Here is an 11,586-nt window from a genome sequence, read left to right as displayed (position 1 = left end):
ACTGCACTAAGACTGCACCAAGAACAGAAGCTTCCAGAAATAGGTCAGGGGCCGCATGGCCCCTGAGCAGGTGTTGAATGGTGGCCAGAGACGGACTTGAACCGCCGACACGGGGATTTTCAGTCCCCTGCTCTACCAACTGAGCTACCTGGCCGCGCGTAAGCGCCTGATGATGTTACCTGCGCACCCCTGATGTGGTCAACCGCCTGCGCGCATTTATCAAACACGGCGCTGCATTTCGAGGCTGATGCCAGGCTGCGTCACCTCAGGCGCGCCGCTCCCACGTGCACCGCTGGCCTCCAGAGCGGCCTCCAGCGACAGCACGCACCAGCTAGGCATGTTCTCCCTGCAGGACGAGTGTCTCATGCTCAATGATGCTCATGAGTTCCTGCTTGGAATGCACACCCGTTTTGTCGTAGATGTTGCGAAGATGCGTCTTCACGGTTGCATATGAGATTCCGAGTTCCTCGGCGATGTGTGCGGAATTCCTTCCGCGCGCGATGCATGCAAGGATCTCTCCTTCGCGGTTCGTCAAATCGTAGTACTCGGCCAGCTGCTGACGTACTTCTGCGAGAGAATCCGAGGCCAAGTCGCTCGCCCCGGGGTGGACCATGCCCCAACCGGTTAGCAGATTGCGAGAGCTGAGCATGAACAACGCGACGACCAGCAACGCAAACGACAAGATCATCGCAAGCACAGGCGTATGACTCGGGAGTCCGGTCCGAGCGAGCGTGTCACTTATCAGTCCGCCCGTGTACATACCAAGGAGCAGAAACGCCGTTGGCCAGGCGAGAACCCACGTGGCGGGTAGCCCCTTGTTCTTGATGAAGTAGGCGAAGAGCGACCACGCGAGGAAGTTCACGTAGCGGCTGCCGGTCAGGATCAGAAAGGCGCCTAGGGCTGCATATCCGGGCAGGCATGCGATGAGCAGAAATCCCGAAGCCATCGCCACGAAACCCACGTGGTAGATGAGATTGTTGTAGTTCAGTCTGAAGAAGAGCGAGGTAACCACAATGGCGACAATTGATGCCACCGTGCATATTGCGTTCAGAGAACCGTAGCTCATGTAGCTTGAGGCAAGTGCGAAGCGAAAGGCCTCGACTGCGACTCCCTGCGAGAACAGGGTCACGAGTAGCCTCCACGGGAGGAGAAGCTCGTGGTCAAATCCATGCTTCAGGACCTGGGCCGTGATCAGAGCCTTGCGAGCTTGGAGAAAGGCGAACAGTCCCAGAAGCGGTAGCACTACGACGCACGCTTCCGCCAGAACCGGCGGCGCAACGCCGAGCAAGGCAACGATGAGCACCGACTCGAGTGTCGACAGAACGATTTGCACGAGTGCCCGCTGCGAGCCCATGACTCCCAGCACCCTTGCATACTCGATCTGCACGAAGACTGCCGCAACACCCATCACCACAGACCCTGCGATATAACAAAGAACCGTGAGATCCAGCGATAGAAGCCCCTGCGTGCTGAGAACACAGATCCCGCAACCGATCGACATGGCAATGTAAGAGACGTAGACGCCGCGCTTCGTCCCGACGAGGAAGGGCCTTCGCCTGAACCAGAGTCCCAGCGCAACGAAGGTAACGGCCCCGACGAGCACTGGCAACAGCCGAAACAACGAAGCGACATCCGCGACCGAACGGGGGAATAGAAGCGAACTTCGGGACACCGCCCAGAACCATATCCAGAAACAGCAGAAAGAGAAGCTGAACCACCGATAGCTCGGGTTCTTGATTGCCTCCTCGAACACCGCGAGCACCTGCCGACTATTCTGCTGCCGGTTCCACACCGCATGCGATTCCAAGTGAACTCCCGCCGTACATCTCCCTGCGGTCCACTGTGCGTCGCCTAGAATAGCAGAATGCAGCTGCATCCTTAGCGGATACAGCTGCATTCGCGGCTGAAACACAGTGGCGCCAAGAAGATCGCCAGGCTACGCCGACTTCGCGGCGATGCGGCCAGCCCTCCTAGCGAAGGTAACCGTACGACCACATGCGACTCCCGTGCATGGGCTGGGGTACGTGTGGGCCCAATAGCCACCACTGTCATTGCCACATACATAGAGGCCCTTGATGGCCTTCCCTTTGTCATCAGTGGCGTTCATGTTGGTGTCGGTACGGATTCCGTCAAGCGTGCAGAGCATCATTCCGGTCTGGCGCACGCCATAGAAAGGCGGCGTCTTGAGGGCGGAGAGTCTGAACGCCTCTTTGCCGAAGTCGACGTCCTTCTGCTGCTCGTTGAGCGTGTTGTAGCGCTTCACCGTAGCGGCAAAAGCAGCGGAAGGGATATTGAGCTTCGTAGCAAGCTCCTCAGGCGTGTCTGCCTTCTGAATGTGCCCGCTCTGCATGAGACCGTCAAGCATCCCCAGGATCGCTGGCAAGGGGATATTGGGCGGCGCGCCATTATCGAATGCGAACATCCTGGAACAGCCGTGGGTGTCGAACCTGACCACGTCCTTCTGGAAGTTCGAATCCCATATCGTGCAATACGTGCTCATCGGCTGTTCGGCTGCCGCATGCAGGATGCCATCATAGGTACCCGACTCGTTCGCGAACCGCTCTCCGTTGAGGTTGACCTTAAGGAACGGCTGAGAGCCCATCCAGAACAACGGGCCTGTTGCCCCCGGGCCACCAACTTCTGACGGCTTGAGAGCGCACCGGTCGAACAACATACTGGTGTGGATGTCGTCGAACTTCGCTCCTGCCCAGATGCACGCTTTGATGCCATCGCCCATGGAGCCAGGAATGGCTGAGCTCATCGACATGAGTGAGAGTGACTCCGGCTGCAAGGCCTTGAGCATGTCGGTGTTCTCGGCATAGCCTCCGGTGCAGACAATGACGCCCTTGCTCGCATTGATCTGGATGTAGGTTCCTGCAGTGGTCTTGGCGATGACGCCAGTGATGCGGTCAGTGCCCTTGATGAGTTTGACCATACTGGTCTCCCATCGGATCTCGCCGCCGAGACTCTTGGCGTACTCAGTGAGAACGGTCTTTCCATCAAGGGTCTGAACGTTCTTTTCGTCTTTCGGCCACGCGGGGCTGTGCCCGGTGGGAAAGTGCTTGTAGTTCACTTGGTTCTTCTCAACTGCAGCCTCATGCCACAGCTTGACGTTCTTCTTCGCAAGAAGCGCGCCGTACCAGTCAATGGTCTCCGCGCTTTCGTCGGCCCAAAGCATGTAGAGCCGCTGATCACCGCGGGAAGCCGAGTAGCGGACGAGCTCGCGGACGATCTCCTGTTTGTCGATGACGGTCCCGGCTGCCTTCTGGTACGAGCTGTTCAGCGAGCCGAGGTCGTCGCGGATGCCGCCTCCGGATTTCGTCTTGTCGATCAGAAGTGCCTTTGCGCCGTTCTCAAGGGCAGAGCAAAACGCGAACAACCCTCCGGTGCCACCGCCGACCACGAGGACCTGCGTAGTGATGGTCTCCTTGATCGCATCCGCAGCGATTGTGGGCTCAGCACCCAACCAGCTGTTCGCCGTCGAGCCGGTCGCCGTGGTTTCCGCGGAACTCTTGGAGGCGCTGCAACCGACAAGCCCCACGCTGGCGAGGCCCAGGGCTCCAACTCCTACCCCTGTAAGAAACTGGCGCCGAGATACCACCGACGACTCGTTCCCCTCTTTCTTCATCTTCGCACTCCCATTCTCCTGACTACTTGGCACACAGGGGCGGTCGCACGATCAGTCCCTCGCGCAATCTGAGAACGTGGCTTGGCCCCAAGTGCCCTCCGTCCCGAACACTGGCATACAGGCGACGCCGATGTATCGTCCGCGAAAGATGAAATCGCGCAATGCCGGTTAGTACCACCAAAGGGAGTAGTCCTGACGGAACGAGACTGTTGCAGAGACACCACCCGGTTGGGAACACTCCTTCTATCGGGGCAAGCGCTTCATCAGCGCATCGATGAGCCCCTCTAAAAACCTTCCCTCTTGAGGAGGACGCACGCATGGACACCATCGATCGAACAGTTCTCATGTCTCTTGCCAGCCGCTCTGAATGGCCGTCCGTCTCGGTATACCTGCCCACACACAGGGCCGGTGCCGAGAAGGAGCAGGACCGCCTCCGCCTGAAGAACCTGCTCAAATCTGCCTGCGACACGCTCGTCGCCGACGGCATGAGCGAGCGGGACGCCGATGCGCTCCTGGCCCCCGCGCACGCCGTGCTGACCGACGAGACGTTCTGGCTCACCGTGTCTGAAAGCCTCGCCTTCTTCATCTCGCCGGACGGCTCGCCGGTGTACCAGGTGGACGCCCGGATGCCCGAGCAGATCGTGGTTGGAGACCGCTTCTACCTGCGTCCCCTCGCGCTGGCCTACCGCGGCGACGACCGCTTCTACGCGCTCGCGTTCGACCGCAATCGCGCTCGGCTGTTCCTCGGCGATCGGACTTCGATCAGCGAGATCCCCCTCAAGGAAGCCCCCACCTCCCTCGCCGAGGAGAACCAGTACGACGTATACGAGAAGTCGCTGCAGAGCACCACGCATTCCAGCCCCCAGTCGACAGCGCACGCCGGCCCGGCTATCGCCATGTTCCACGGACACGGCGGCGACAACGCCGACAAGGGTGAACTCGGTCGCTATGCGAGCGACCTCGAGCGCGCAGTGACCCGCGAGATCGGTGCCGAGCACAACGTGCCGCTGGTCCTGCTCGGCGTGGAATACGAGTTGGCGGCGTACCGCTCGGCGAACACGTATCCAGCGCTGGTAGCCGAGCAAGCCCTTGGCGCTGTCGGTGAGCTCACCGACAGGCAGATCCACGCAAAGGCGCTCGAGACGCTTTCACCCCGCTTCCACCACGAAGTCGAAGCCGACCTCACGGAGCTTGGCGAGAAGTCGGGTGCGCTGGTCTCAAGCGATCCCGTGGAGATTGTCTCGGCGGCCGCAACCGGGCGCGTCAAGACGCTCTTCTTCGACCAGGCTGCCGGGCCGTACGGGCACTTCGACCGCCGCCTCTACGTGGTGCGCGCGCTGTGCTCGGCCGCTCCGCGCTACCTGCGCGATTCGGCGGATACCGAGCTGCCCGGGCATGACTGCGGCTGGGACCTCGTCGACCTCGCGCTTGCCGAGACGGTCCTGCACGGCGGAGCGATCCACGCCTTCGCGGGCGAGGACGCGCCGATCGCAGGGGTGGCGGCGATACTGCGCTACTAGCGGTGGGCTACTCGGCGGGCTCGTCGGAGGATGCCTGAGACCGTTTGGCGAAGCGCGGCTTGAGCGCATGGTAAACCGCAGGGGCGAGCGAGATGACGATGACCGAGATCACCATGACCTCGAAGTTGTCGCGAATGAACGGGACCTGGCCCAACAATATACCTGCGGCCACGTAGATCGACGCCCATGCCACTGAGCCGCCGGCCGAATAGGCTACGAAGCGGGGCCAGCGCATCTGCCCGACGCCGGCCATGAACGGCGCGTACGTGCGGATGATCGGAAAGAACCGGGCCAGCGTGACGGTCTTACCGCCGTGCTTGATAAAGAACGCCTCGGTCCGTTCGACATATTCCGGTCTGAGAATCTTGTGTCCCTGACTTGAGCATAAGAGGCGCTTTCCGATGGTCCGCCCAATGAAGTAGTTGGTGTTGTCTCCTAGAACCGCCCCGCACACGACGACGACGATCACGATCCATGGGTCGAGTAGTCCGACACCTGCAAGAGCGCCTGCGGCAAACAGAAGCGAGTCGCCCGGCAGAAACGGCATCACCACAAGACCCGTTTCGCAGAAGATGATCACAAAGATGAGCGTATAGGCCAGCGAGCCGTACTGCTCTATCAACAACTGCAACGTCCCCATGGTGTTGGTGAGCATGCCGACGATCACTTGGACGAAATCCATGGTGCTCCGTTCAAACGCGCGCGGAAAGTCTCGGCAGAGCATACCTCATGCCGCGCACGGGTAGAATCCGATTCACACCCGCTTGAGAGGAACCGTATGGCGACGCCCGCAAGCACTCCTGCTAGGCGACGCATTCGCTGGCTGTGGGCGATACCCGCGCTAGTGCTGGTCGCCTTGATCGGATTCGTCGTATGGGGGCTCACGCCGCTGCGGCCCAATACTGCGGCAATGTCGGCGCTTGAGTCACGCAGCGACGTGACTGTGACCAGCACCTCGGATGGATGGGAGTTTGCGCCGCGCGGGATCGAGCCCACGATCGCGCTCGTCCTCTACTCGGGCGGCCACGTCGACGAGCGCGCTTACGCCCCCCTCGCCCGCGAAATCGCCGGTGAAGGCTACTTGGTAGTCGTCCCGAAGATACCCCTCGCACTCGCGCTGCTCGACATCAACGCCGCCGATAAGGTCCGCGCTGCACACCCCGGCATCGGCACGTGGGTTGTCGGCGGCCACTCGCTCGGCGGAGTCGCAGCCGCGAGCTACGCTGCGGGCCACTTGGGCAACGTGCGCGGCCTCGTGCTGCTCGCCTCGTATCCGGCAGGCAGCACCGATCTGTCGAAGTCGAACCTCGTCGTGCTCTCGGCGGTGGGCAGCCTCGACGCAGTGGTCAACCGCAACTCATTGACGGCGTCCTACGCTCGCCTCCCCGCCGATACTGAAGTCTTCACCATCCCCGGCGGAAACCACGGACAGTTTGGGTCCTACGGCCTGCAGCCAGGCGATCGGGAGGCAGGGATCTCTCCCTCTGAACAGTGGACGATCACTACCGAGGCCATCGACAACTTGCTGCAACGCGCCACAACACCTCGCCAAGAATCGCAATGAGAGGACACACCAGATGAAGGTCGCCATAGCGGGCGGAAACGGGTTTCTCGGCAGGGCGCTAACTGCGGAGTTGCAGCGGGCGGGGCATGACGTGACGTGGCTCACACATCGGCCCGGACGCTTCACGCCGCCGCCGGGAGTGCGCGAGGTGGCGTTCTCCCCGGGAGACGAGGCCGGCGAGTGGACCGGCGAGGTTCTCTCGGCAGACGGGGTTGTGAACCTGTCGGGGTATCCCATCGCCAGCCGCTGGACCGCCGCCAACAAGCCGCTTCTGTATTCCAGCCGCATCGACACCACGCGGGCGCTGGTCGACGTGATCGAGACTGCGAGCATCGGAGGCCGCGGACCCCACGTACTAGTGGGCGCAAGCGCCGTGGGCATTTATGGCGACTGCGGCGACACCATGCTGGCCGAGGAATCCCACACCGGCGGCGACTTCCTGGCCGACCTCGCTGTGGAGTGGGAGGCCGCGGCCCTTCGCGCCGAGTCCGTCGGCTGCCGAGTGGTCACGATCCGCACCGGCATCGTGCTTGGCACAGAGGGCGTCCTGCCGCGCATGCTGACGCCGATGCGAATGTTTGTGGGCGGGCCTATCGGCGATGGGGGCCAGTGGGTGAGCTGGATCCACGCCGCCGACGTCGTGGGGCTGTACCGTCACGCGCTCGAGACCGAGAGCCTCTCTGGCCCGGTAAACGCATGCGCTCTGGAGCCCGTGACGATGCGGGAACTTGCCCGCGCGCTCGGCCGAGAAGTGAACCGGCCGTCGTGGCTGAAGGTGCCGCGCTTCGGGCTGAAACTCATCCTCGGCGAGGTGGCAAACTACATGGTGATGAGCCAGCGCATGTCCGCCGAGAAGGCCCTCGAGAGCGGATACCGGTTCCAGTTCGCGGGCCTCGATGACGCGCTTGCCGATCTTGTGCGCGCACGTATGTGACGCGCGGGGCATTCATGAGGCATACTGCAAGCATGACATTCAGAGAACTCGGACTAGACGAAGAGATCCTCGCCGCAATCGAGGAAATGGGCTACACAGATCCGACGCCAATCCAGCGTGAAGCGATCCCGCTGGTGCTTGCCGGTCGCGACGTCGTTGGCGCCGCACAGACCGGCACCGGCAAGACGGCGGCGTTCGCTCTCCCCCTCATGCAGCGCATCGGACGAGGCAATGGCAACCCGATCGCGCTCATAGTCTCCCCCACCCGCGAACTCGCCCAGCAGATCGAGAAGGTCGCCGCCGTCGTGGGCAAACAGACCGGTCAGCGTACCTGCATCGTCGTTGGCGGCGTGAAGTACGAACCACAGGTCAAACGCCTCAAGGACGGCGTCGACATCCTGGTCGCCACGCCGGGCCGCCTCATCGATCTTCACGACCGCAAAGACGCCGACCTGTCGCAGGTGCAGGTGCTGGTTCTTGATGAGGCAGACCGCATGCTCGACATGGGCTTTTGGCCCAGCGTCCGCAAGATCCTCGCGTACCTCCCCAAGGACCGCCAGAACCTGCTGTTCTCGGCGACGCTTTCCGAAGACGTCATGAACATCGTCAGCCGAATGCTCCACGACCCGGCCTACATCGAGATCGCTGTGCGCGGCACCACCGCCGAGGGCGTTGAGCAGGCCATCATGCCGGTCGAGCAATCGCAGAAACCGGAACTGCTTGCGGGCGTGCTCGCACGGCGCGGCGCCGACCGCGTGCTTGTCTTCACGCGCACCAAGGTCCGCGCCGACATGATCGAGACGATCTTGGCACGCATGGGCGTCACGGTAGGCGTCATGCACGCCGACCGCAATCAGGCCCAGCGCCAGAAGGCGCTCGACGACTTCCGCCAAGGAAAGTGCGAAGTCCTTGTCGCGACCGACATCATCGCCCGCGGCATCGATGTCACCGACGTCACTCACGTCATCAACTACGACGTGCCCGAGAACCCCGAGGACTACGTCCACCGCATCGGCCGCACCGCGCGAGCGGGCGCCAGCGGCTATGCGCTCACGTTCGTGGGCCCGGATGAGATCACGCAACTGCGCGAGATCGAGTACATGCTGGGCAAGAACCTGCCCGTCGAGGACCTCGAAGGCTTCCCCTACCGGGACGGCCGCATCATCCCCTTCGAGAACCGGCCGACCACCAAGAAGGCGCGCAGCGTCTTCGGCGGCAAGGTAAGCGGCAGCAGACGGGGCAGTCGAAGGCTGTAGCGCAGAGCCGTCGCCACCTACACGCTCAAGTCCCGCCTGTCGTAGAAGCGGTAGGTCCCGGCTATCGAGAGCACCACAATCGCCGCCGAGAGAACCACATACACGGGGTCCAGCCGACCGTCGGTGAGCAGGGTCAGGGCATCGAAGTACTTGAATGGCGTGAAGTACCCCAGAATGTCCAGCTTGTCACTCATGTTGACGAGGTACGACAGGAGAAACGTCAAGAAGAGTACCGAAGTCGCTATCGAAGCGGCGGCCTTCGGCTTCCTGCTGATTCCACCGGCTACCGCGCCGATCGAGAAGAAGATCATCTGCAGAAAGAACAGTCCCGCCATCAACACGAGGACGTCGCGCGTTATCGACCCGCCCTTGTTGAAGTAGTCCACGAAGTAAAGTGACGATGCCGTGGTCACAACGTTGAACACGACCACGTTGACCAACCCGGCCGAAAGCTTCGAAGTGACGACCTTGCTTCGGGAGATCGGCTTGGCGAAGAGGAACTCCGAGGTCTTGTCGCGCTCCTCTTTCGCAATGAGGTCCGAACCCAGCAGCGCAGCATGTACGGCGCCCATGAGCGCGATGTAGAGGAACAGCACGCCAAAGAAGCCGCTTGCTGTGCCAAGGTCAAAACCGCTCATGCCAAAGACGATCTGCACCGTTTTGGGCAGCGCGTTCAGGATCTCATTGACCGACTGCCCCGCAGCCTCATAGGCGGCGTACTTGGCCATTCCCGATGCGACCAAAGCGAACATGCCGAGGCTCCAGAAGAACAGTGCCTTGCGGTGCGATTTCATTTCGCGAACGAATATATTCATACCATCCACCTAAGAAGAGGCTCGCACATCTCTTTTGACATAGATCGCGAAACTGGCGGCAATCGCGACAACAAACACGATCGCCCCGAGCACCAGAAACTTGCTTTCGAACGCTCCGTGCCGGATGACATAGCTTGTGTCGAAGTATTTGAATGGAGTGATGTACTTCACGCTGTCATTTCCGAGGATCGCGCCAAGCGTGCCGATGATGTAGAACGTGAACACAGTGGGTAGCGAGACGGAGATGACGGACTTCACCTTGGGGATCACCACTCCGAAAAGCGCTCCAAGCGCTAGGAACATCATCTGTACCAGAGTCAGCGTGGACGCGAGCAAGAAGAACTTGTCGGCCGCAAAGCTCGCCGTGGATACGGACAGCGCCGTAACGTACGAGACCGCAAAGAAGACGGCGTCGGTGGCCAGCAGCATCAAGAATGCCGCCGCCAACTTGCTCGTCACCACGTGAGAACGCGTGATGGGCTTTGACAGCAGGAAGTCTGCCGTCTTTCCGGCGACCTCCTTGGAGATGATGCCGGTTCCAAGGCTCATGGCCTGGATCGCTCCCGCTAGAACGGCGAAGCTCAAGAGATAGCCGTAGAACCCGTATATCGAGAAGAAATCCGCAGTCGAGATGCTGAGCGCAAGCTTCACGGCAGCCGGAAGCTGATCGAACAATTTCGTTGTAGCTTCGACGTCTCTCGTGAAAGCGGGGAAAAGAGACAGGAACACGACGACGATGGCCGCCAGCGATACGGCCCAGATGATGGTCGACTTCCTGTAGGCTCGCAACTCGCGGAGGAATAGATTCATTGCTAGTCCTCTTTTTGGTAGTAATGCAGGAATATCTCTTCCAGATCCGGTTCCTCAACCAGCAGATCGGTGAGATCGATTCCCGAGAGCTTCTGCAGCATCTCGTTGATGTGGCCGCGGTATAGGAAGCTTGCCGTGTTCTTGACGACAACCAAGTCGCTGACGCCATCGATGCGGAAGTCGGCGTCGTTTGCCGGGACAGCTGTCTCAAGCTTGAAGCGCTTAGTGCTGTTCTCCATCAGCGTGCGGATCTGCTCGACCTTGATGATGGTTCCCTCTTTGATGATAGCGACCTTGTCACAAAGCTTCTGCACCTCGCTCAAGATGTGCGAGGAGAACAGAATGGTCGCACCCTTCTGATTCTCTTCTCTCAGCAAGTGGAAGAACTGCTGCTGGATCAGCGGATCAAGCCCGCCCGTCGGTTCGTCCAGGATTATCAGCTTCGGCTCGTGAAGGAGCCCTTGGATGATGCCGACCTTCTTCTTGTTGCCGTATGACAGATCGTCGATCTTCTTCTTCAGGTCAAGGTCGAAGAGATCGGCTAGGTATCTGAGCCGCTTCTCCATGAACTCCCTGTCCTTCTTGTAGAAGCTGGCCGAGTACCGCAGAAGCTCAATCGCCTTCATGTCGTCGTAGTAGAACACCTCCGACGGCAGATAGCCGATCTCCTGCTTGATCTCCGGGCCAAACTTGATCACGTCTTTGCCAAAGACCTCGGCCGAGCCGCTCGTGGGATAGATGAGTCCCAGAAGGGTTCTGATCGTAGTGGACTTCCCGGCGCCGTTTGGTCCGATGAAGCCGAATACTTCGCCCTCTTCGACCAAGAGGTCGACGTCGACGATCCCTCTGGACTTGCCGTAGGACTTGGTGAGCTTCTTGGTCTCAATAGCGGGCATGTCTCAGCTCCTCTTTCTAGCGATTCTTCCGCTATATTCCCTACTTGACCCGCACCGCCATGCCGTCGGCAAACTGCGTGCTTCCCGTGGGCAGCGCGACCACCGTTCCTGCCGTGAGGCCTGAGAGCACCTCGGCACGCGCCTCTGTGATGGCGCCCAGGGT

The 11,586-nt window shown here is 60.8% G+C and carries 10 protein-coding genes and 1 tRNA gene; 4 read left to right on the top strand and 7 right to left on the bottom strand.

From position 1 onward, the window contains the following. Positions 1 to 78: 78 nt before the first annotated feature. From HGA39_09630 to HGA39_09620, 3 genes are all read right to left on the bottom strand, one after another. Positions 79 to 154: transfer RNA gene (locus HGA39_09630), tRNA-Phe, on the bottom strand. A gap of 177 nt (positions 155 to 331) precedes the next feature. Further along, positions 332 to 1,807: a helix-turn-helix transcriptional regulator gene (locus tag HGA39_09625; GenBank protein ID NTW29602.1), complete on the bottom strand. Its 1,476-nt coding sequence runs from the start codon at positions 1,805 to 1,807 to the stop codon at positions 332 to 334. Between the two features lie 129 nt (positions 1,808 to 1,936). Beyond that, on the bottom strand, positions 1,937 to 3,628 hold the full coding sequence (locus HGA39_09620; GenBank protein NTW29601.1) for an FAD-binding protein: 1,692 nt from the start codon (positions 3,626 to 3,628) through the stop codon (positions 1,937 to 1,939). 317 nt (positions 3,629 to 3,945) lie between these two features. Between HGA39_09620 and HGA39_09615 the strand changes: the two genes are divergently transcribed. Continuing rightward, positions 3,946 to 5,148 (top strand): hypothetical protein, encoded by a 1,203-nt coding sequence (locus HGA39_09615; GenBank protein ID NTW29600.1) that lies wholly within the window; start codon positions 3,946 to 3,948, stop codon positions 5,146 to 5,148. Between the two features lie 7 nt (positions 5,149 to 5,155). Here the strand turns inward: HGA39_09615 and HGA39_09610 are convergent, their stop codons facing one another. Then, positions 5,156 to 5,830, bottom strand: a complete 675-nt coding sequence (locus HGA39_09610; protein ID NTW29599.1) for a hypothetical protein — start codon at positions 5,828 to 5,830, stop codon at positions 5,156 to 5,158. A gap of 96 nt (positions 5,831 to 5,926) precedes the next feature. Between HGA39_09610 and HGA39_09605 the strand changes: the two genes are divergently transcribed. Genes HGA39_09605 through HGA39_09595 form a run of 3 tightly spaced genes read left to right on the top strand, consistent with a single transcriptional unit; the run spans position 5,927 to position 8,902 of the window. After that, on the top strand, positions 5,927 to 6,712 hold the full coding sequence (locus HGA39_09605) for an alpha/beta hydrolase (GenBank protein NTW29598.1): 786 nt from the start codon (positions 5,927 to 5,929) through the stop codon (positions 6,710 to 6,712). Positions 6,713 to 6,725: 13 nt separating this feature from the next. Next, positions 6,726 to 7,646 (top strand): TIGR01777 family protein, encoded by a 921-nt coding sequence (locus HGA39_09600; GenBank protein ID NTW29597.1) that lies wholly within the window; start codon positions 6,726 to 6,728, stop codon positions 7,644 to 7,646. A gap of 32 nt (positions 7,647 to 7,678) precedes the next feature. After that, positions 7,679 to 8,902 (top strand): DEAD/DEAH box helicase, encoded by a 1,224-nt coding sequence (locus HGA39_09595; protein ID NTW29596.1) that lies wholly within the window; start codon positions 7,679 to 7,681, stop codon positions 8,900 to 8,902. A 17-nt stretch (positions 8,903 to 8,919) separates the two neighbouring features. Here HGA39_09595 and HGA39_09590 read toward each other — a convergent pair whose 3' ends face one another. From HGA39_09590 to HGA39_09580, 3 genes are read right to left on the bottom strand one after another with little or no spacing between them, the layout of a single operon-like run. Continuing rightward, entirely contained in the window at positions 8,920 to 9,717 is a 798-nt protein-coding gene (locus HGA39_09590) for an ABC transporter permease subunit (GenBank protein ID NTW29595.1), read from the bottom strand. 9 nt (positions 9,718 to 9,726) lie between these two features. Beyond that, complete coding sequence (locus tag HGA39_09585) at positions 9,727 to 10,527, bottom strand: ABC transporter permease subunit (protein NTW29594.1); 801 nt, start codon at positions 10,525 to 10,527, stop codon at positions 9,727 to 9,729. A 2-nt stretch (positions 10,528 to 10,529) separates the two neighbouring features. Then, positions 10,530 to 11,423, bottom strand: coding sequence for an ABC transporter ATP-binding protein (locus tag HGA39_09580; protein ID NTW29593.1), 894 nt, complete (start codon positions 11,421 to 11,423; stop codon positions 10,530 to 10,532). Positions 11,424 to 11,586 lie beyond the last annotated feature (163 nt).

The organism is Coriobacteriia bacterium (assembly GCA_013336165.1).
Lineage (GTDB): Bacteria > Actinomycetota > Coriobacteriia > Anaerosomatales > JAAXUF01 > JAAXUF01.
This window is presented reverse-complemented; position numbering and strand designations above follow the sequence as displayed.

What these genes read in the sequence shown, in the direction of transcription:
- HGA39_09585 (NTW29594.1), bottom strand. Translation starts at nt 10,527, where the DNA reads ATGAATCTATTCCTCCGCGAGTTGCGAGCCTACAGGAAGTCGACCATC.
- HGA39_09605 (NTW29598.1), top strand. Translation starts at nt 5,927, where the DNA reads ATGGCGACGCCCGCAAGCACTCCTGCTAGGCGACGCATTCGCTGGCTG.
- HGA39_09590 (NTW29595.1), bottom strand. Translation starts at nt 9,717, where the DNA reads ATGAATATATTCGTTCGCGAAATGAAATCGCACCGCAAGGCACTGTTC.
- HGA39_09615 (NTW29600.1), top strand. Translation starts at nt 3,946, where the DNA reads ATGGACACCATCGATCGAACAGTTCTCATGTCTCTTGCCAGCCGCTCT.
- HGA39_09620 (NTW29601.1), bottom strand. Translation starts at nt 3,628, where the DNA reads ATGAAGAAAGAGGGGAACGAGTCGTCGGTGGTATCTCGGCGCCAGTTT.
- HGA39_09610 (NTW29599.1), bottom strand. Translation starts at nt 5,830, where the DNA reads ATGGATTTCGTCCAAGTGATCGTCGGCATGCTCACCAACACCATGGGG.
- HGA39_09600 (NTW29597.1), top strand. Translation starts at nt 6,726, where the DNA reads ATGAAGGTCGCCATAGCGGGCGGAAACGGGTTTCTCGGCAGGGCGCTA.
- HGA39_09595 (NTW29596.1), top strand. Translation starts at nt 7,679, where the DNA reads ATGACATTCAGAGAACTCGGACTAGACGAAGAGATCCTCGCCGCAATC.
- HGA39_09580 (NTW29593.1), bottom strand. Translation starts at nt 11,423, where the DNA reads ATGCCCGCTATTGAGACCAAGAAGCTCACCAAGTCCTACGGCAAGTCC.